We start from the raw sequence: 20,852 nt of genomic DNA on the forward strand, positions 1-20,852 counted from the left end.
GAAAAGGAGTCTGCCATGAAACCGAATTTTCGCGAACAGCTTTACCGAAAAATTCTGATACTGGACGGCGCGATGGGAACAATGCTGCAGCAAGCCAACCTGACTGCCGAGGACTTCGGCGGAGAGGAATACGACGGCTGTAACGAGCTGTTGAACCTGACCCGGCCGGACGTCATCCGCTCGATCCATGAAAAGTACCTGGAGGCGGGTGCCGATATTATCGAGACGAATACATTTGGCGCTACGTCCATCGTCCTGGCCGAGTATGACGTGGCGGAAAAGGACCTGGAGATCAACATCGCCGCTGCAAAAATCGCTCGCGAGGCCGCAGATGCCTATTCCACGCCTGAGTGGCCTCGCTTTGTGGCAGGGGCGATGGGCCCGACGACCAAGACGCTTTCTTTGACGGGCGGGGTCACCTTTGACGAGCTGGTCGAGTCGTATTACCGCCAGGCAAAAGGGCTTTTGATCGGGGGAGCGGATGTGCTGCTTCTGGAAACCTCGCAGGATACGCTGAACGTAAAAGCGGGCGGCATCGGCATACGCAAGGCTTTTGATGAGCTGGGGACGGAAGTGCCGGTCATGCTTTCGGGGACGATTGAGCCGATGGGCACGACGCTGGCGGGACAAAACATCGAAGCGTTCTACGTCTCGCTTGAGCACCTCAAGCCTGTCAGCATCGGGCTGAACTGTGCGACCGGTCCCGAGTTCATGCGCGACCATATCCGCACGCTATCCGGTCTTGCAGACTGTGCCGTGAGCTGTTATCCCAATGCCGGTCTCCCGGACGAGAACGGCCACTATCACGAAACTCCGCAAGGGCTGGCGGCAAAAGTCAAGGCATTTGCCGAGCAAGGATGGCTCAATGTGGCGGGCGGATGCTGCGGAACCACGCCCGACCACATCCGGGCGATGGCCGAAGCCTTGAAAGACTGCAAGCCGCGTGCCCGGCAAGAGCATGCAGTCAGCGCCGTGTCCGGGATCGATGTCGTCTACGTGGAACAGGACAACCGCCCGCTGCTGGTCGGGGAGCGCACGAACGTCATCGGGTCCAAGAAATTTCGCGATCTGATCGCAGCCGGACAATACGAGGAGGCTTCCGATATCGCAAGGGCACAGGTGAAGCGGGGGGCTCATGTCATCGATATTTGTCTGGCCGACCCGGACCGCGACGAGTACGGCGATATGGAAAAATTCCTTCAATATATTGTGAAAAAAGTAAAGGCGCCTCTCATGATCGATTCCACGGATGCGCGCGTTATGGAGCTGGGGTTGAAATATTCCCAAGGGAAAGCGATTCTCAACTCGATCAACCTCGAAGACGGGCTCGAACGGTTCGAGCAAGTCGTGCCCTTGATCCACAGATACGGGGCCGCAGTTGTCGTCGGAACTATCGACGAGACCGGCATGGCTGTCACCGCCGAGCGAAAGCTGGAAGTGGCAAAACGCTCCTATGACCTTTTGGTAAACCGGTTTGGCGTCAATCCGCGGGACATCATCTTCGACCCGCTCGTGTTTCCTGTCGGTACAGGAGACGAACAGTACATCGGCTCTGCCAAGGCGACAGTAGAAGGCATTCGCCTGATCAAAGAAGCGATGCCCGAGTGCAAGACCATTCTCGGCGTCAGCAACGTGTCGTTTGGTCTTCCGGCCGCAGGTCGGGAAGTGCTGAATGCCGTTTTCCTCTACCATACGACAGTCGCTGGTCTCGATTATGCCATCGTCAATACGGAGAAGCTGGAGCGCTATGCTTCCATCCCTGAAGAAGAGAGAAAGCTGGCTGAAGCTCTTTTGTTCGAGACAAAGGACGAAACGCTTGCCTCCTTTACCGATTTTTACCGGCAAAAGAAAAAGGAAGCCAAAGTCGAGGTGTCCTCGCTTCCACTGGAAGAGAGACTCGCGCGGTATGTCGTCGAAGGCTCCAAAGACGGACTGGTAGAAGATTTGAAGCTTGCTTTGGAAAAATACGCGCCGCTGGAAATTATCAACGGGCCGCTGATGACCGGGATGGAAGAAGTGGGCCGCCTGTTCAACAGCAACCAACTGATCGTGGCCGAAGTACTACAGAGCGCCGAAGTAATGAAAGCATCCGTTTCATTCCTGGAGCCGTTTATGGAAAAAACGGAGTCGGCGGCAAAAGGGAAGATTTTGCTGGCCACCGTAAAAGGCGACGTCCACGATATCGGAAAAAACCTGGTAGAGATCATCCTTTCCAACAACGGCTATGAAGTCGTCAATCTGGGGATCAAGGTTCCGCCGGAGCAGCTGATCGCCGCTTGCCGCGAAGAGAAGCCGGATGCGATCGGTCTGTCCGGTCTGTTGGTCAAATCGGCCCAGCAAATGGTCATTACCGCGCAGGATTTGCGCGAGGCTGGCATCGACGTGCCGCTGATGGTAGGCGGAGCGGCACTGACACGTAAATTTACGTCCAACCGGATTGCGCCCGAATACAAAGGAATCGTTCTGTACGCCAAGGATGCAATGGACGGGCTGGAGCTGTTTAATCGACTGCAGGACCCGGAAGCAAGAGAAAAGCTCCGGGCCGAGCAGCAGGAGGCAATCGAGGCTGCGGCTTCTGCCCAGGCCCCGCCCGAAGTTGAAAAACCGTCCAAACCGAAGCGTTCCGCCGTCAGCCGCACACAGCCGATCTACCTCCCGCCCGATTGTGAACGGCATGTGCTCCGCAACTATCCGCTGAGCCATCTCCGGCCGTATCTCAATTTGCGGATGCTGCTCGGAAAGCATCTCGGCGTTCGCGGAAATGTAGACAAATTGCTGGAGAGCGGAGACGAGAAGGTGACGGAGCTTCACGATCTGGTGCAGGAGCTGCTTGCGGAAGCAGTACAGGCAGGCTCGATAACAGCAAACGGGATCTATCAGTTCTTCCCCGCACAGGCGAATGGAGACGAGATCTTGATCTACGACGCCAAGGATCATTCGCGGGTCTTGGAACGCTTCCAGTTCCCGCGCCAGCCAGAGGAGCCGTACCTTTGTCTGTCGGACTTCCTGCGGCCCGTGGAAAGCGGCGAAATGGACTATGTCGGATTCCTGGCGGTCACGGCGGGCAGCGGCATTCGAGAACAATCGGAACGTTTGAAACAAAAGGGCGACTATCTCCGATCCCACGTCTTGCAGGCGCTGGCGCTGGAGCTGGCCGAGGCATTTGCCGAGCGGGTCCATCACGTGATGCGGGATAGCTGGGGCTTCCCGGACCCTGCGGAAATGACGATGCTGGAGAGATTCGGCGCGCGTTATCAGGGCATCCGCGTTTCTTTCGGATACCCGGCATGCCCCAACCTCGAAGATCAGGCCCAGCTATTCCGCCTGCTGCGGCCGGAGGACATCGGCATTCAGTTGACGGAAGGCTTCATGATGGAACCGGAGGCCTCTGTAACAGCGATGGTGTTTTCTCATCCGGAGGCGCGGTATTTCAATGCGGGCCCATCCGTTTTTGAATTGTAAGGTCGAGATGTTATGGAGAGAAGGGATGGATTTTGTCAGCGAATAAAAAAGATTTGCGCGCATATTTGCAAGACAATCTGCTGATCGGGGATGGGGCGATGGCGACGCAGCTGTACCGGACAGGTGTGCCGGTCGGCGTCAGCTTCGAAGAGCTGTGCCTCTCCAACCCCCAGCTCGTGCATGATGTGCACAAGGCGTATTACGACGCCGGTGCGCGGCTTTTGGAAACAAACACATTCGGTGCCAATCGGGATGCGTTGTCCCGTTATGGCCTGGAGCATAAAGTGACGCGGATCAACCGGGCTGCTGTGGCGATTGCCCGCGAAGCAGCGAAGGCAGATGCCTTTGTGATCGGCAGCATTGGCTCGATTCTGGCGGGGCGGGTCCGACAGAAGGCGATGGATGAGTTCCGCGACCAGTTCGAAGAGCAAGCAATTGCCCTGATCCATGCAGGTGTCGACGGTCTGATTCTGGAGACGTTCCTCGATGTCGAGGAGCTGCTGCTGGCAATCGACGTCATCCGTCCGCTGACAGATCGGCCGCTGATCTGCCAACTGGCAACGCTGGAGGTGGGCCGTACACGCGATGGCTACACCCTGACAGAGGCGTTCTCGCTGCTTCAAAAGGCTGGAGCTGACATCGTCGGTTTGAACTGTCGCTTGGGTCCGGCCGAAATCCTGCGTTCATACGAGCGGGTCCAGGTGCCGGAGGGGACGCTTCTTTCCGCGTTTCCCAATGCGGGACGGCTCGGCTTGACCGATGGAGAGTACGCGTATAAGTCTTCGCCGGAGTATTTTGCGGAAAGCGCAAAGCGGCTCAGAGAACAAGGCGTCCGTCTCTTGGGGGGCTGCTGCGGTACGACGCCGGAGCACGTCAAGGCGATGGCCGACGCGCTGCATGGACTCGCACCGCAGGTGAGGGTGAATCCTTCGGAGACGGAAAATGAACGGCCCTCCCTGTCGTCTTACAATGTCAGGGACAGACAAAAGCCCAGCATCGTCGAACGAGTGAAAACAGGTACGACGATTATCGTCGAGTTCGACCCGCCGAAGGACCTCGATACCGAGGGCTTCCTGCAAGGGTGCTGTGAATTGCACAAGGCCGGGGCCGATTCGATAACGCTGGCCGACAACTCGCTGGCCAATGTGCGGATGAGCAATATGGCGCTCGGCGCGATCATGAAAAGCCAGTACGGGATGGATCCGCTGATTCACATCGCCTGTCGCGACCGCAACCTGATCGGGCAGCAATCGCATCTGATGGGCTTGCACGCTCTCGGCATTGACCAGGTTCTTGTCGTGACCGGGGACCCGTCCCGGTTCGGGGATTTGCCAGGGGCCAGCTCGGTGTTCGATGTCACGTCATTTGATCTGATCCGCATGGTGAAGCAGCTGAATGAAGGCATATCCTTCTCGGGACGTCCGCTGAAACAGAAGGCGCAGTTTATCGTGGGCGCAGCCTTCAACCCGAATGTTCGCCAGATCGACGCGGCGATCAAACGGTTGGAGAAAAAAGTGGAGGCCGGTGCCGATTTTATCATGACGCAGCCTGTCTACGATGCGGAAGCGATCCGGCTTGTCTACGAATCGACGAAGCACATCAACATCCCGGTCTTCATCGGCATCATGCCGCTGACCAGCCAGCGGAATGCCGAGTTCCTGCACAATGAAGTGCCGGGGATCAAGCTCTCGGACGAAGCGCTGGCGCGCATGCGCAAGGTGCAAGGCGAGCAGGCCAGACAAGAGGGGATCAAGATGGCAAAAGAATTGCTCGACGCAGCAATCCCGATCTTCAATGGCATCTATCTGATTACGCCGTTCAACTATTACGCAATGAGTGTAGAGCTGATCCAGTACGTACGGCAAAAGAGCAGCCTGCTGCAAGCTTCTGCCCAGGCCTGACAGGCAGCATGCAATGTAATAAGGAGCCCTTGTTTGGCGGACCGATCATTTCGGCATTCGACAGCAAGGGTTCTGCTTTTGTCAGAGGGGAAAAAAACGCAGACGGTTTATCGAGGCAGGTTTCTTGGAATCGCGTGCTGCCGGTAACAGGACGGGCGTAAAAGGTAAAGGAAAAAGCGACGCTTGCGGAGAAGATAGGTTAAAAAATAATGGCAAAAACGGTGGTCTCATGGCTAAAAAAGGTCCAACCAAAATCCATATTATCGGCTCTGTCGGAAGCGGAAAAACAACTTTGGCACGATTGCTTTCAGCCAAACTGGATGTTCCGTTTTACGAATTGGACAACGTTGTCTGGAAGCGGTTCAAAACGGGAGATGTAAGAAGAACGGACGAGGAAAGAGACGAGCTTCTGGGCGAGATCACAAGCGCGGACGTTTGGATTGTCGAAGGCGTACACCATAAATGGGTACACCCAAGCTTTGAGCGGGCCGATTTGATTATCTTTTTAGATACAAGCTATCGCACAAGGACTTTTCGGATCATCAAAAGGTTTGTCCGGCAAAAGCTTGGGCTGGAGCGGGCAAACTACAAGCCTACTTTCCGGATTTTTCGCAACATGTTTGTCTGGAATGCCCATTTTGAGAACGAGAGCAAGCCGGAAATTAAAAAAATGTTGGGTCGATACAGCGAAAAATTGGTCGTTCTGAAGGATAACAGCGAGATGGAGAAATACTTTGGCACAAAGCAGTAATTACTGATGGTCATGCAGGTGAGAGACGATGCGAACCAATATCATTTTCGCTAGACATGCCCATTCCGATTATACGCCGGAGGAGCGGACAAGACCGTTGTCGGAAAAAGGCTTGCGCGATGCCCAAACAGTGAGTGAGCTGTTAAAAAAGGAGAATATTCACCACGTGCTTTCAAGTCCATACCGGCGAGCCATTCAAACAGTTGAAGGGATTGCCGTAAGCCTTGAGAAGGAAATCGTGATCGAGGAAGACTTCAAGGAGAGAGTGTTGAGCGAGAAACCCGTGGAGGATTTTCATGCTGCGATCACGCGAGTTTGGGAAGACGAGGGGTTTTCCTGGGATGGAGGGGAGTCCAATAAAGCGGCGCAGGATCGCGGAGTAAAGGCCATTAAACGAGTTTTACGCAGGCTAAAAGGGAAAAATATCGTAATCGGCACCCATGGCAATCTCATGGTGTTGATTATGAATGGTTTTGACAGCCGCTACGGTTTTGATTTTTGGAAACAGCTCGATATGCCGGATATATACAAGCTGTCCTTTGACGGATCAGAGCTGAAAGAGGTCACCAGGCTGTGGAGACGCAAAGACAGTGTTGACATTTGGAATTCGTTGTAGCTATAATGATTACAACGGAAGGATGAAACAAAATGAAAATCAGCAGTCGATTCAGCATTGCTGTCCACATCCTGTCTTTGCTGGCAATCGCCAAGGATGCACATGGAACTTCCGAATGGATTGCAGGGAGTGTAAATACAAACCCTGTAACGATTCGCAGGATATTGGGACAGCTAAAAAAAGCGGGATTGGTCAATGTCCGCGCCGGAACTGGCGGAGCTTACTTGTTGAAAGGTCTGGATGAAATCAGTTTGCTGGATGTTTTTCGAGCGGTTGACGTAGTTGAGGAAGACCAGCTCTTTCACCTGCATGAGCAGCCAAACCCGGATTGTCCGGTCGGAGCGAACATACAAGCCGTCCTGCAGCTCATATTTACCCGCGCCCAAAATGTAATGGAGCAGTTCCTGGCAGATATAACGGTGGACGAGGTAGTGAATCAGCTCACGCAAAAGATAAAGAGCGGTGCTAAATGATTTTTTTTTAGACTGGTTGTAATGTTGTGGTTTACAACGTTACAACGATGCATCCATCCTTCCTTTCGTTTCGACCGGATGGTATTGCTGATGGCAAATCCTCATCCGCAACAATCATTTTTTTATGGTTACGCTAATAAAAAATGGTAGGAGGAAATCATAATGAAAATCGGAGTAATCGGTGCCACAGGGAAAGCGGGGAGCCTCATTGCGAAAGAAGCGATTGAAAGAGGCCATGAGGTTACGGCAATCGTGAGAAATGCATCCAAGCTGACAGCGCCAAAGACGGCCGTCTTGGAGAAAGATGTTTTTCAATTGACTGCAGAGGACCTGAAAGCTTTTGATGTGGTGGTAAATGCATTCGGTGCAGCGCCGGGCAGTGAGCATCTCCATGTTGAAGCAGGCAGAGTATTGATCGAAGCGTTGAAAGCTGTCCCATCTACAAGACTGATCGTTGTCGGCGGAGCAGGAAGCCTGTTCGTCGACGAGGCAAAGACAACACGTGTCATGGAAACGCCGGACTTTCCGAAGGAGTATCTGGCGACCGCGCAAAACCAAGGAAAGAACCTGGAGGACTTGCAGCAATCTACGGGCATCCAATGGACGTTTATCAGTCCATCCGCCTTTTTTGATCCGCAAGGGAAGAGAACCGGAGCTTACCAAAAAGGAAAAGATCATCTTTTGGTGAATGCGAAAGGGCAAAGCTATGTAAGCTATGCGGACTTTGCGATTGCAGTACTGGATGAAATCGAGAATCCGCAGCATCGAAACGAGCGTTTTACGGTTTCGTCCGAATCAGAGTGATTCGCAGCCGCGAAACCAAAGTCAACTAAATCGAAGAAAACCGCTTGGAGGTATCGCACATGAAAGTAGTTGCTCTCGTAGGAAGCATTCGCAAGGAATCCTTCAACCTGAAGCTCGCCAAATTTATGCAAAAACGCTACCACGGCCGTCTGGAGATCGAAATTTTGCCGATCCGGGATCTCCCGCATTACGACCAGGATATCGAGAATGATCCGCCTGAAGCCGTAAAGGAATTCAAAAGCAAGGTTGCCGCTGCCGATGCGGTACTATGGGTAACGCCGGAATACAATTACTCCATCCCGGGTGTACTTAAGAATGCCATTGACTGGCTGTCGCGCGTGGATAAGGTCATGATCGGGAAACCTTCCATGGTCGCAGGCTCATCGATGGGCATGCTTGGCTCAGTCCGCGCCCAGCAGCATTTGCGCGATATTTTGTTCTCTCCAGGCGTCTCATCTCCGATCATGCCTGGGAATGAAGTCTACATCGGCGCTGTCCATGAAAAATTTGATGAAGCCGGTCATTTGAACCACGAGCCGACCATCGCCTTTCTGGATCAAGTTGTCGACAACTTTATTGCGTGGTATAAACAATTGCCATCCAATAAATAAATCTGCCCAAGAGGTTGACTGTGCCGGATACGGAAGGAAAAAACGATAACAAATTTTGGTAAAAAAACGCCCGCTTCTCTGAACCGCATTCCCATTGTTGGTCTGATCCAAACCATTGGGGCAACGTTCAGAACCGGGCGTTTTTTTCAAACGCACGAAAAGCGCCTGACGCTCCGGGCGCTTTGCTGCATTCCGGTTTATCGGAACGGATGCCAGCCTTTTTCCTGCAAAAAGAGGCTCAGTTCGGAAAACATGGCCAGTCGTTCTTCGCGGCTAAATGATGCGTTGGCGCCGCTGGTAGAGGGAATGACGAACACCCAGCTTCCGGGCCAGTCCTCTGTGCCAAAATAACGGTCAGGTTGAAGTCCCAGGGGAACAGGCTCCTTCTTTTTGCCGGTGGCGTGCCGAAAGGCCGTAATTCCGTTGAAACAGACCACCCGGGGACGATAAACGCCAACCATGTGGACGAATTGCTCCGCCCCGGTGTTGAAATCCGCGTCCGTTAGATCGCTGGAGGAGCGGGTGGGCCGGGAAACGAGATCGGTGATGCCATAGCCGAAATCAAGCAGGCACGCGGTTTCCTCCGGCTTCAACTGCCGGGGAGTCAATCCTCCCTCGTAAAGTCCGCGCCAAAACAGGTTGGCGGGGTTGGCATAATGAAAGCCGGCCGTAGCAGAGACTCTGCCAGGATTGATTCCACAAAAAAGGACGGTCAAATCCCGCCGGATATAGGTGGGGAGCCATTTCTCCGTAAAGGGAAGCATGTGTGCCACTCCTTTGATACGATTTGCGTAATCGCGGTGACAGGTTGCTCCTCCATTATACGTGATACCTGCTGTTGCCTAAAAGCGGGGGTGCTGCTGGTTTCCTTCGGGAAGAGCAAAAAAAAAGCTGCCCGGAAGGCAGCACGGCTATGGCTATATTCAACACATTGATAAAATGATATGCATCTCTAATGCAGGCAGAAACTCCCTTTCATCAAGGTGAGTGTTGAACACCCCGATGCCGCTTCCGTCTTGGTTGGGTATTACAGCTGCGGATAAGGAAGCAGCTCCTCGTGATGAGCAGGCACGAATTGCTCCATCTCGTTCTTTACATATTGCTTCCGCTCGAACGGTGCCGTCTCTTCGTCGGCAACCATGCCCCACAGCCACTGTGAAAAGGTTGTTGTCATTGTGGACCCCTCGCTTACTCGAATGGTTTACACTTTCATCATAGACCAAATGTATGTGGAAATTGTTGGCGGATTGTGAAGGTGCGGTGAAGAATCCATGGCACAACTGTGAACGAAAAAGCGCCTCTCCCGAAGGAAAGGCGCTTTTTCTGCTTAGAGCTTGTAGATCTCAGAGTATTTCTTCTCCAGGTAGTTCATCAGGTAGGTGGCATTGGTGCCTTCGCCCGTAATTGCCTTGACGATTTCACCCGGGCTCTTCATCTTTCCGTATTGGTGAATATTTTCTTTCAGCCATTGACGGATCGGTTCGAATTGGCCGCTGGCGATCAAATCGTTGTAGCCGCTGATTTGTTCTTGCATAACATGGGCAAACTGGGCAGCATATACATTGCCCAGCGAGTAGGTTGGGAAATAGCCGAAGCTGCCGCCGGACCAGTGTACATCCTGCAGCACGCCGACTTTGTCCGATTCCGGAACAATGCCCAGATACTCTTTCATCTTTTCGTTCCAAATCGTTGGCAGGTCGCCTACTTCAATCGTTTGGTTGATCAGGCCTTTTTCGATTTCATAGCGGATCATCACATGCAGGTTGTAGGTAAGCTCATCTGCTTCGGTCCGGATGAAGGAAGGCGTCACCTGATTGATGGCGCGGTAAAATTGCTCGACGCTGACCCCTGCGAACTGGTTCGGGAACGCTTTTTGCAAGTCACCGTAAAAATGCTGCCAGAACGGCAGACTGCGCCCGACCATGTTCTCCCAATAGCGGGACTGGGATTCGTGGATGCCCATGGAAGTGCCGTCGCACAGCGTCGTGCCCAGCAGGCGCGGATCGATATTTTGCTCGTACATCGCGTGGCCCGCTTCATGGATACAGCTGAACAGAGCGGAACTGAAGTCATTTGGGTCAAAGCGGGTCGTAATCCGGACATCACCGGGATTGAACGATGTACAGAAGGGGTGAACACTGCGGTCCATCCGGCCTGCCTGGAAGTCATACCCGATCTTTTCCAGGATAAAGCGGCTGAAAGCCTCCTGTTCTGCCTCCGGAAAATGCTTGGTCAAAAACGAAGTGTCGGGCTTGTCCGGGGAGTCAGCGATCGCAGCCACCAGCTTCACTGTTTTTTCCCGCAGCGTAGCGAAGATCGGGTCGAGCTGATCTACAGTCATCCCCGGCTCAAACAGGTCGAGAAGCGTGTTGTATTTGTTCTTGCCGTCATGTCCCCAGTAGTCGATGAACTCCAGTTGGAAGTTGACGATTTTTTCCAGGTAAGGACGGAACATGGCAAAGTCGCTCTTGGCCCGCGCCTCTTCCCAGACGGTTTCGGCCTGAGAAGTGAGGACGACGTATTCCTCATAGCGGTCGGCAGGAATTTTTTTGTTCCGTTCAAAATCCTTTTTGCAATCGAGAACGGTCGCGCGGGTCACATCGTCCAGCGTCTCCAGCACTTGCGGGTCGCTCAGCGCTTCCAAATGCTCTTCCATTTCTTTGGAGGTGGCCAGCCGGAACTGCTCTCCTGCGAGCATGCCGATCACTTCTGAGCGCGCATCCATTCCTTTTTTCGGCGCCTGCGTGCTTTTGTCCCAATAGAGGACGGAGATAGCCTGATTGTAGCTCGCCATTTTCTTCACGTACGCGCGAAAGGCAGCCGAACGGTTTTCGTTTGTGGACATGGGTTACCTCCTAACCATATGTACATACAGTCAAAAAATTTTTACAACTAACATTATACCTGTTTGTAAAAAAAATACTAGGTGGATGACGGGTGCATTTGCCGTTATAATCGTAACAGTGAAAGATGACAGAGACGCAAGCGACAGGAGAATGAAAATGAGTCAAGTGAACCCCCAATGGGAACAAGAAATTGCAAAACGGCGTACCTTTGCGATTATCTCCCACCCGGACGCGGGTAAAACGACCATGACGGAAAAGCTGCTGTACTTCGGCGGAGCAATCCGCGAGGCAGGCATGGTAAAAGGGAGAAAAAACTCCAAGCACGCCACTTCCGACTGGATGGAGATCGAGAAGAAGCGGGGTATCTCCGTAACGTCCAGTGCGATGGACTTCGAATACAAGGGACATCATATCAACATTTTGGACACGCCGGGTCACCAGGACTTCAGTGAGGATACGTATCGTACGCTGACAGCAGCGGATGCGGCGGTGATGATCATCGACGTGGCCAAAGGGGTCGAGGCGCAAACCATCAAGCTTTTCAAGGTGTGCCGGATGCGCGGCATCCCGATCTTTACCTTTATCAACAAGCTGGACCGCCACGGGAAAGACCCGTTTGAGCTGCTGGAGGAAATCGAACGCGTACTGGGCATTCGCTCGTACCCGATGAACTGGCCGATCGGGATGGGGAATTACTTCAGCGGCGTGTACGACCGTGCGAAGTCCCGCGTTGAATTGTATCAAAGCGGCTCCGAGCACCAGGAGATCAGCTTTTTCGAAGTAAGCGGGGCGGACGACCCGATGATCGGAGAGCGCGTCGGTCAGGACCTGTGGCAGCAGCTTCAGGATGAAATCTCTCTGCTTGACGTAGCGGGAGACGATTTTGACATGGAATTGATCAACAAGGGCGAATTGACGCCTGTGTTTTTCGGAAGCGCGATCAACAATTTTGGCGTGCAGACATTCCTGGACAACTTCCTGCAAATGGCTCCGCCGCCTTCGCCGAAGAAGAGCAACATCGGCTTGATCGAGCCGAGCCAGCGTCCGTTCTCCGGCTTTATCTTCAAAATCCAGGCCAACATGAACCCGGCCCACCGCGACCGCGTCGCCTTTTTGCGCATCTGCTCGGGCCGTTTTGAGCGGGGCATGACGGTCAAGCACGTCCGTCTTGGCAAAGACATCAAGCTGGCTCAGCCGGTCCAGTTTATGGCCCAGGACAGGGAAATCGTCGAGGAGTCCTATGCAGGTGACGTCATCGGCCTGTTTGACCCGGGCATTTTCCAGATCGGCGATACGCTGTGTGTCGGCCAGCCGCTGGAGTACGAAGAAATGCCGCACTTCTCGCCTGAGTTTTTCTCCCGCGTGATGGTGAAAGACGCGATGAAGCACAAGCAATTCCAGAAAGGCATCATGCAGCTTACCGAAGAGGGAACGGTCCAGCTCTTCCGCACCTATCCGATGGAGGACCTGATTCTCGGGGTAGTAGGCGTGCTGCAGTTTGAAGTCCTGGAATACCGCCTGAAAGCCGAGTACGGGGTAGATATTATGCTCACACGGATGCCTTATCAGATCGCGCGCTGGCTGGAGGGTGAGAAGGCGGCATTGGATGCCCTCAAGAACAAGACGGTTACAGACCGCTACGGACGTCCGGTCATGCTGTTCGAAAGCGAATACCAGCTCCGCATGGCGATCGAAAAATACTCCAACATCAGGTTTCATGAAAGCTCGCTGGGATTAAAATCCCAGGCTTGAACCAGCAAACGGCATGAAGCTCAAAGAGGGTCTCACAGCATCGGCTTGAGGCCCTCTTTTTTTACGGATGCCGACGATTTCTCTGCAAAAAGTGACCTGGAGGGTGAGTGCTGCGTATATCAACGGGAGAACATCGCCTGCATGCGTTTCTTTTGCAAGAACGGGAAGGAGAGCTTTTTCATGTTTGGACGCAAGTGGCGCACCACACTCGCCGCCATCTTTTTATTTTTTCTGGCGTGGATCATGAACGCCCGGTTTCCCCATGAAGTTCAATTGGTGGATAATTTGTTTCAAATCTTCGGCGTCCCGGCGTGGTCAAACGGAACATCGGGTTTGCACTATGCCGCTTTTTTGCCACTGAGCATGATGGCTTTGGCATACGCCATGATGGTCTACGTAACCAAGCGGCCAGGGATCATGCTGCTTGTTTTGCTGCTTGCCGTTGGCCTGTTGCCGAAGCAGCAGGAGCTGGTGAGGTGGTACCAGCGGAACTTTGCGGACGGGATTTACATGCTGGAGTACAAGGAAGAACGGTCTGGCTGCACAGCGAAAACGTCAGCCGAAGGGGTACGCAACGGAACGTGTGTGGTTGTGCTGCAAAATCACGGAGAACAGCCAGCCCGGTTTGAAATCAGCGTATACGGTCCTTCTGGGCGAAAAAGAGCGGCGGTTCTAACCGGGTACCCGGTTGAAGTGAAGAGCCGGGAAAACGTGCGGCTGGAGCTTCCCGTCGAGCCGGGCGGACAGGGGGATATCGTCTACGAAGAATGGGGCGCGCCGAGAATCACGATTTCGAGCGCCGGAAAACGCCGGGATCTGTAGAAGGACAAAGGTTTGGCCGCATTTGACAGCTTGGAGACTCACCTCTTTTGGAGAGTCTCTTTCTATTAGGACGACTCCTGACATATACATGGGACAAAAAGGCCGGAGGGAGTGGGCAGTCATTGCGGATGCTTTTGTTTGTGATCCTGTTTCTCGTCTCCTTTGACATGCATGCGCAGACGCCGCTATTGGCACCGTACATGCATGTTCTGGGAGCTTCAGCGGCGATGATCGGTTTTGTCCTCGGGGCCTATGGCATCAGCAATCTGACAGGCAATCTGATCGCCGGGCCGTTTTTGGACCGTTTTCCGAAAAAGTGGTTTATCGCTATTTCCCTGATCCTCTCCGGGTTTATTTTGACCGGACAAGGGATCGTGACCAAAACTGAGGCATTCCTTGTTCTGAGACTGTTGCTTGGTTTTCTCATGGCGTTTGTCTCGCCGGCCTGCTTTGCCATGCTCGGAGAAACCGGACGGACGCGGGCCGAGCAGGGCGAGCTGATGGCGAAGAACGGGATGGTGCTGACGGCGGCCGCAGTCGTTTCGCCGGCCGTCGGGAGCTTTCTGGGTGTGCAGTTTGGCTATGGGCCTTCTTTTGTCATCCTGGGTGCAATCATGTGGGTGGCGGGTATATTTGCCCTGCTCGTACTGCCGGGAGGGCGGAAAAAAGCGGGGGAAGAGGGGCAAATGATTCGCCCTGCCTCCCCCAAGCTGACTGCTGTTCTGGAGAACCGCGATTTGTATTTGGCCTTTCTCGGCGGCTTTGCCGTGATGTACGCCCAAGGTACGATCATTTATGAAATTCCGCTCTATATCCAAAGAGAAAATTTGTCTATTTCCGTCACGGGGATCTTATTTAGCCTGAAAGGTCTTGGCTCCATGGCTACCTTGAGCCAGTTCTGGCTGGCGCGAATAGCGCCGGAGGAGCGGACGCTCGTCGGGCTCGGCCTGCTTAGCGTGATGATGTACATTTTTGCAATCGGTTTGGACCTTTCCTTGCATATATCGATGTTTTTGCTCGGATCCTGCGTTGGCTTGCTGTTTCCGGCGCTGTCCACGATATTGACCGTGCATGCGCCGCGGGAGCTGTACGGCAGCGCGTTCAGCATCTATTCCGCCGTGCTTTCCGCAGGGGCGATCCTGGCTCCCATCGTGGCAGGGCTGATCGGCAACTGGAACCACTCGTTTTTCATCGTCTTTTTTGTGACGGGAGGTGCGCTAGTCCTGGGCGGCTTCCACCGAATCGTCATGAGAGGAGCGCCCAACTAGCCGTTCCTTGACGTGCTTCAGCTCGGCCACGATGATAAAGCTGACGATGACCAGCAAAAACCAGGAGCTGATTTTGCTCAGGTGCACCAGCTGCCAGCCCTCGTTTTGGTTGGGATAGCGCCACGCTCCGAAAAAGGTGGCGATATTTTCGGCAATCCAGATGAAAAAGCCGATCAGGATGTAGGCCAGAGGCACCGGCATCCACAGCCGTTCCCGGTCCACGCGAAAGTAGACACGGCTCTTCCAGAACAGAAGAAAAATGGCGGCCGTCAATACCCAGCGGATATCCCAAATGTAATGATGGGTAAAGAAGTTGAGGTAGATGGCTGCTCCTAAAGGCACGACAAAACGGTGGCGCGGCCAGCTCTCAAGCGAGACATCCAGTCTGCGCCACGCCTGGCAGAGGTAGCTCGCAACGCTGGCGTACATGAATCCGCTGTAGAGCGGGACGCCGAAGATCTTCGAGTAGGCCGCTTCCGGGTACGACCAGGAGCCCATATGCACCTTGAAAATTTCCAGGGCGAGACCGATCAGATGAAAAACCGTAATCACCTTCAACTCGTCTTTCGTTTCCAAACCGCTTTTGATCATGAAGATTTGAAAAGCGAGACACAGCAGCAGCAGCAGGTCGTACCGCGGGATGCCGGGAACCTCGACCAGCTTGGACAATGCCAGAGAGCCGAAGATAAAGACGGGAAACAGGCAGGACATCGCCTCCTGGTATGTAAAGTGAAACAGCAAACGGAAGAAGCGGTTCACGAAGTATATTCCTCCTCGGGTGCAGCTCGATTTTTAGCAAGCAAGGGAAAATCCCATCATGGCAACCTGTATTACGCAGGAAGCGAATCTTTGGTTTCTCTGCGTCGAATTTTTTGCAGCTCTTCTCCTGAACAAAAGGGAGCCAGACAGGAAACCCGTTTCATTTCATGATATCTGTCAAAAAGTGCAGATGGCTATGGTAAACTAAATGGAAACATGGCAATCTGCAAGGAGATCGACAAAAATGAAGCTGGTATCCTGGAATGTAAACGGCCTGCGGGCTTGCATGAATAAAGGCTTTCTAGACTATTTCAAGGAAGCCGATGCGGATATATTTTGTATTCAGGAAACAAAATTGCAGGAGGGGCAAATTTGCCTGGAGCTGGACGAAGAGTACGCCCAGTATTGGAATTACGCTGAAAAGAAAGGGTACTCCGGCACGGCTGTCTTTACAAAAATCAAACCGCTTTCGGTCCGGTACGGCATCGAAGAGGATCGGGAACCGGAAGGACGGATCATCACGCTCGAGTTTGAAGGCTTCTATCTCGTGAATGTCTACACTCCCAATGCGCGGCGCGATTTGTCCAGGCTGGATTACCGTCTGGAGTGGGAGGAGCGTTTTCGGAGCTGCCTTCAGCAGTTGGACGCCATCAAGCCGGTGATTGTCTGCGGAGATATGAATGTCGCTCATCAAGAGATCGATTTGAAAAACGCGAAATCCAACCGGAACAACTCCGGCTTTACCCCGGAAGAAAGAGAAAAAATGACCCGGCTTTTGGATGCCGGGTTTATCGATACCTTCCGTCATTTTTATCCGGAGCAAACGGGCGCCTATACCTGGTGGTCGTACATGCCAAAGGTGAGAGAGCGGAATATCGGGTGGCGCATCGACTACTTCCTGGCATCCGCCCGGCTTGCGCCCTTTCTGCTTGATGCTGGCATCGATTCCGAGGTGATGGGCAGCGACCACTGTCCGGTCGTCTTGATGATGCAAGATGGAGCAGCGCTTACTTCGCTCGCCGGTTCCGCATAGCCGCCAGCACCTTGAGCGTTCCGTTTGCTCCTTGGGCATACTCCGCGTATTGCGGGGACTCCATCGGGATCAGCGCCATTTTTCCAGCTTCGTTGAAATGAATGCCCCATCCGAATTTTTTGGGAAGGGCAGAGGCTCTCATACACGCTTTTGGTTTGCTGAAGAATTCGGCTCGAATCTCGCCGCCCCGCTCAGCCAGTTCTGTTTGGGGGAAATTTTGGTGGCGGACGTACACCTCGAAGAGGAGCTCCTCCTGGGTATAGTGGTAGGGAGCCCCGGAAATCAGCTCGTATTCGATGCCGTGCTTGCTTTTGCCCGTTTTCTTTTCCGGCGGAATGATTCCCGTGATCACAGGGCAGTCAGGGGCGACGGTAATGAAGGTGTTGAAATAGTTCCAGTCCATGTGAGCCTCCTCCCTGAAAGACAGGTAATGTTATCCTTTATTATACATGTCTCTGTTGACAATCAGTGTTCGTTCATGCAAAAACTGTTGCTCAAAAAGGAGCACCCTGGACAAACGGCAAACCTCCAAGTCCCAAAAAACGGGTTTGGAGGTTTGCTTTCGTTGTCGGCTGTTTACAGCGTTGTTGAATGTGCAGGTTCTGGCCGGTTTCGCGGTGCGCGAGCCTTCACTTTTCCTTGAATGGACAGATAGGTGCAAATTCTCAGCAGCTTTTCGACCGGGCCGGAAGAAAAGCGTTGCAAATACCATTCGCTTGCAAACAACTGCAGCGCATAGAGAGCAAAGGCAAGAACGCAGCCTGCCGCTATTCCCATTTTCCCAAACCACCCAAGGCCATAGCCGTAAAAGATAGTCGTACAGACCACGGTTTGGACCAGGTAATTCGTCAGAGACAATTTGCCGACCGCCTGAAAACGCTGCATCCAGCTAGAGCTGCTTCGTTTGCTGTAGAGCCAAGCGAACGAGAACAGATAGCCGAGGGCAAGCAAATTGGCTCCAATCATTTCGCCCGCAGCAGCCCATCCTTGTTCGGGAAACAGGTGGGGAAGCACTTTCAGACAGAATCCGACAGGCAAGAAGAGCAGAGCGTTCCTCGCATACAGCCGCTGTTCTTCCTCAGGCTTCCGAAACAGGTCCTTTTTCGCTGCGTACATGCCAAACAGAAACATCGGCGCGGTCAGAAAAGGCGCCAGTAGCAGGAGAAAGACAAGATAGAGGGAGTTCTCCTCTGATATCGGCGAAGCAGTGCTCCTGTGGTGCCTAATCTCCGAATAGGTGCCTGTTCCATAGACGACAATGGTTTCTTTGATATACTCCTGAGAGATCTCCATACTGCCTGGTTGCCTGGAGGGGGAGTTGGATTCTCCCGGCACAAGCCCCAGCAAGCCAAACACGAGCAGAAGAGACGTTCCCCAGATCAGCAGGGTTTTTGGTTTTCGGTTCATGAACATGAGCAGAAAGAAACCGACGAGTCCGTAGAATGCCAAAATATCGGATTCCGTCATAAATTCGGAATGGAGAACCCCGATTCCAAACAAGAGCAAAAAGCGTCTGCACAACGTCCATCCCGGTTTTCTGCCAGAAGCTGCAAGGCTCTCTTTCATTTTGATCATCCCGTAGCCAAACAGGAAGGTGAAAATCGGCATGAAGCTTTTTTCCACCACGATGCCGAGTATCGTTCGGACAGAAGCATCAAAACCCGACAATGAGTAAAACTGCATGTCATCCTTGCCCCATATTCCATATTGAAAAATGAGCATATTCGCCAGCAAGATCCCCAGCAGGCAGAGTCCACGGGCTGCGTCGACGAGACCTGCCCTTTTTCGTTGTTCCATTTTTATCACCTCGCAAGCAAGTGTAACTGCGCGGCTTAAAGGCTCGCTAAAGCGAGAGTCCTGCAAAAGTCCACCTAATATCTGTAAACCGTAACCCTAGTGCCCTTAGGTACTGGGGTTTTAAGTATCGAGAATGTAGCTGTAGTGGGGAGAAGCATGTTTCCGATCTGCGCTCCGGTCTACGTCCTGCAAGGATGTGAAACTGTCCGCTCCACAGCGATCCCGGGGGAAGCGCAAAACGGCGCGCAGCTCCGGGGTTTACTCATAGATTGCGCTTCTGTTTCCCCGGGCTCGCTGTTCCGCTTGGCTGGACTCCGCCAGTCGCTCCGCCTGGAAACATGCTTCTCCTCCGAAACAGTAGGTTTTCAACAGGCTGAAACCCAATGCCCCTTCGACACTGGGTTTGTTGTACAATGAAAAGAAAACGAAAGAGTTGGAACCATTGCTACAGCCCTCTAAACAAATCACGGCATCCTTCCATGCCGAATTATATAAACTAATTCCCGCGGATCACCCTTTACGTAAAATCAATGAAATCGTAGATTTCACATTCATTCATGAGTTGGTTCGTTCCTCTTATTGTGAGCATTACGGAAGACCTGCTAACGAACCCGAACTCCTGTTTCGTCTATTGTTTTTACAAGTTCTCTACAATCTTTCGGATGAACGCATCATTCAGGAAACGCAGGTAAACCTCGCTTATAAGTGGTTTTTAGGTTTAAATCCAGAAGATCCCCTTCCTGACCCCTCTCAATTATCCCGCTTTCGTAATCATCGGTTAGGGGCCGGAGCCGTGGATGAGGTGCTTAAATCAGTTGTACGTCAGTGCATCGAAAAAGGACTTGTGAAGTCAAAGACGATCATCATGGATTCCACCCATACACTGGCAGCTTCACAAAAACAAAAGCCGCTTGAAGTACTGCGGGATGCGGCGAAGCGCTTATTCCGTGTTGTGGTGAAAAAGCATCCAAAACTCGAAAAGAAACTCCCACGGTTACCGGAGTTGAAGAAAGATCAAGAGGATGCTGAGAAGATCATGCTTCACTACTTGGCGGAACTTGGAGAGACTGTCGAGACTTTGTTACCCGATCATGAGGGTTCCATCTCGGAGAAGGTCAAGATCGCCAAGGCCATCGTGGAAGACGAACGTCTCCTCGCCAATAAAGGTATTATGTCGGCCATTGATCCAGATGCACGCTTTGGATGGAAGAGTAATACGAAATCCTTTTTTGGCTACAAAGAGCATATTGCCATGACCGAAGAAGAAATCATTACGGCTGTGGAGGTCACCGGAGGAAGTACGGATGACGGAAAACAATTCAAACAACTTTTGAACCAATCGCTTGACGTAGGAATAGAAGTACAAGAAGTGATTGCTGACACCGCATATTCGGGTAAAGATAACTTGGACGAGATGAAAGCCAAGAAGATTCAACCCGTCGTCCCACTAAACCCAATCGTACATAACGGAGGGCTAAGGCAAGAAGGTTTTGAGTACAACAAGGATGCAGACTTTGTTATTTGTCCGGCAGGACAACATAGTATCCGAAAGGCTGTCCAAGGAAGCAAGAGTGGCAAAAGTCGTTCTCTCGTTTTCTACTTCGATACGGAGAAATGTAAGACATGCCCACTTAGGGAAGGCTGTTTCAAACCAGGAGCGAAGAGCAAGACCTACTCCATCCGGATCGTGGCGGAAACCTACAAGGCGCAAATCGAGTTTGAAAACAGCGATACGTTCAAAGAACGTATTCGTCGCAGATCGATTATTGAGCACAAAAATGCTGAATTAAAAAGGTATCATGGGATGACCAAGGCCAAGTACCGTGGTCTCTTTCGTATGCGAATACAGGCAATACTTACGACTTTCGTCGTAAATGTAAAACGGATGATAAAATTGGCAGAAAAAATGCAGCCCGCCTCTTAAAGGAGAATGGGCTGCATTTTTCGTTAAAGTCCT

Annotated in this window: 18 protein-coding genes; 12 read left to right on the top strand and 6 right to left on the bottom strand. The window is 52.6% G+C overall.

Going from position 1 to position 20,852, the window contains the following annotated elements:
- The first annotated feature begins 15 nt into the window (after nt 1–15).
- The 7 genes from metH (at nt 16) to NSQ24_RS10965 (ending at nt 8,618) form a co-directional block, all read left to right on the top strand.
- Nucleotides 16–3,462, top strand: a complete 3,447-nt coding sequence (gene metH, locus NSQ24_RS10935; protein WP_031931767.1) for a methionine synthase — start codon at nt 16–18, stop codon at nt 3,460–3,462.
- 32 nt (nt 3,463–3,494) lie between these two features.
- The gene (locus NSQ24_RS10940) at nt 3,495–5,363 is read left to right on the top strand and encodes a bifunctional homocysteine S-methyltransferase/methylenetetrahydrofolate reductase (protein ID WP_339167788.1); all 1,869 of its coding nucleotides are present in this window, start codon (nt 3,495–3,497) and stop codon (nt 5,361–5,363) included.
- A 229-nt stretch (nt 5,364–5,592) separates the two neighbouring features.
- The gene (locus NSQ24_RS10945; RefSeq protein ID WP_339167790.1) at nt 5,593–6,114 is read left to right on the top strand and encodes an AAA family ATPase; all 522 of its coding nucleotides are present in this window, start codon (nt 5,593–5,595) and stop codon (nt 6,112–6,114) included.
- Between the two features lie 28 nt (nt 6,115–6,142).
- Nucleotides 6,143–6,730 (top strand): histidine phosphatase family protein, encoded by a 588-nt coding sequence (locus NSQ24_RS10950; protein ID WP_327970261.1) that lies wholly within the window; start codon nt 6,143–6,145, stop codon nt 6,728–6,730.
- 32 nt (nt 6,731–6,762) lie between these two features.
- Complete coding sequence (locus NSQ24_RS10955) at nt 6,763–7,203, top strand: Rrf2 family transcriptional regulator (RefSeq protein WP_003387384.1); 441 nt, start codon at nt 6,763–6,765, stop codon at nt 7,201–7,203.
- Nucleotides 7,204–7,365: 162 nt separating this feature from the next.
- A complete protein-coding gene (locus NSQ24_RS10960; RefSeq protein WP_172920660.1) occupies nt 7,366–8,007 on the top strand; it encodes an NAD(P)-dependent oxidoreductase in 642 nt (213 codons plus the stop codon).
- A gap of 59 nt (nt 8,008–8,066) precedes the next feature.
- Nucleotides 8,067–8,618, top strand: a complete 552-nt coding sequence (locus NSQ24_RS10965; RefSeq protein WP_003387382.1) for an NADPH-dependent FMN reductase — start codon at nt 8,067–8,069, stop codon at nt 8,616–8,618.
- Nucleotides 8,619–8,815: 197 nt separating this feature from the next.
- On the opposite strand, the gene NSQ24_RS10970 is transcribed toward NSQ24_RS10965, so the two are convergent.
- From NSQ24_RS10970 to NSQ24_RS10980, 3 genes are all read right to left on the bottom strand, one after another.
- Nucleotides 8,816–9,382 (bottom strand): mismatch-specific DNA-glycosylase, encoded by a 567-nt coding sequence (locus NSQ24_RS10970; protein ID WP_031931771.1) that lies wholly within the window; start codon nt 9,380–9,382, stop codon nt 8,816–8,818.
- A 263-nt stretch (nt 9,383–9,645) separates the two neighbouring features.
- Nucleotides 9,646–9,792, bottom strand: coding sequence for a hypothetical protein (locus NSQ24_RS10975; protein WP_170208359.1), 147 nt, complete (start codon nt 9,790–9,792; stop codon nt 9,646–9,648).
- A gap of 153 nt (nt 9,793–9,945) precedes the next feature.
- Nucleotides 9,946–11,463 carry a carboxypeptidase M32 gene (locus tag NSQ24_RS10980; protein ID WP_003387380.1) on the bottom strand — a complete coding sequence of 506 codons (1,518 nt, stop codon included), beginning with the start codon at nt 11,461–11,463 and terminating at the stop codon, nt 9,946–9,948.
- A 157-nt stretch (nt 11,464–11,620) separates the two neighbouring features.
- Between NSQ24_RS10980 and NSQ24_RS10985 the strand changes: the two genes are divergently transcribed.
- From NSQ24_RS10985 to NSQ24_RS10995, 3 genes are all read left to right on the top strand, one after another.
- Nucleotides 11,621–13,216: a peptide chain release factor 3 gene (locus tag NSQ24_RS10985; protein ID WP_003387378.1), complete on the top strand. Its 1,596-nt coding sequence runs from the start codon at nt 11,621–11,623 to the stop codon at nt 13,214–13,216.
- Between the two features lie 180 nt (nt 13,217–13,396).
- The gene (locus tag NSQ24_RS10990) at nt 13,397–14,038 is read left to right on the top strand and encodes a hypothetical protein (RefSeq protein ID WP_031931773.1); all 642 of its coding nucleotides are present in this window, start codon (nt 13,397–13,399) and stop codon (nt 14,036–14,038) included.
- Between the two features lie 128 nt (nt 14,039–14,166).
- The gene (locus NSQ24_RS10995; protein WP_228006779.1) at nt 14,167–15,306 is read left to right on the top strand and encodes an MFS transporter; all 1,140 of its coding nucleotides are present in this window, start codon (nt 14,167–14,169) and stop codon (nt 15,304–15,306) included.
- Here the strand turns inward: NSQ24_RS10995 and NSQ24_RS11000 are convergent.
- Nucleotides 15,256–16,065: a DUF817 domain-containing protein gene (locus tag NSQ24_RS11000; protein WP_003387375.1), complete on the bottom strand. Its 810-nt coding sequence runs from the start codon at nt 16,063–16,065 to the stop codon at nt 15,256–15,258. The two genes, NSQ24_RS10995 and NSQ24_RS11000, sit on opposite strands and share 51 nt — an antisense overlap.
- 244 nt (nt 16,066–16,309) lie before the next feature.
- On the opposite strand from NSQ24_RS11000, the gene NSQ24_RS11005 reads away from it, so the two are divergent.
- Nucleotides 16,310–17,098: an exodeoxyribonuclease III gene (locus NSQ24_RS11005; protein WP_339167794.1), complete on the top strand. Its 789-nt coding sequence runs from the start codon at nt 16,310–16,312 to the stop codon at nt 17,096–17,098.
- On the opposite strand, the gene NSQ24_RS11010 is transcribed toward NSQ24_RS11005, so the two are convergent.
- On the bottom strand, nt 17,073–17,501 hold the full coding sequence (locus NSQ24_RS11010) for a DUF6157 family protein (protein ID WP_024985172.1): 429 nt from the start codon (nt 17,499–17,501) through the stop codon (nt 17,073–17,075). The two genes, NSQ24_RS11005 and NSQ24_RS11010, sit on opposite strands and share 26 nt — an antisense overlap.
- Nucleotides 17,502–17,674: 173 nt before the next feature.
- Nucleotides 17,675–18,895 carry a DUF418 domain-containing protein gene (locus tag NSQ24_RS11015; RefSeq protein WP_243014724.1) on the bottom strand — a complete coding sequence of 407 codons (1,221 nt, stop codon included), beginning with the start codon at nt 18,893–18,895 and terminating at the stop codon, nt 17,675–17,677.
- Nucleotides 18,896–19,358: 463 nt separating this feature from the next.
- Here NSQ24_RS11015 and NSQ24_RS11020 point away from each other — a divergent pair, with 463 nt between their 5' ends.
- Nucleotides 19,359–20,819 carry an IS1182 family transposase gene (locus tag NSQ24_RS11020; protein ID WP_327927883.1) on the top strand — a complete coding sequence of 487 codons (1,461 nt, stop codon included), beginning with the start codon at nt 19,359–19,361 and terminating at the stop codon, nt 20,817–20,819.
- The last annotated feature ends 33 nt before the right edge of the window (nt 20,820–20,852 follow it).

Source organism: Brevibacillus sp. FSL L8-0520 (assembly GCF_037963895.1).
GTDB lineage: Bacteria > Bacillota > Bacilli > Brevibacillales > Brevibacillaceae > Brevibacillus > Brevibacillus borstelensis.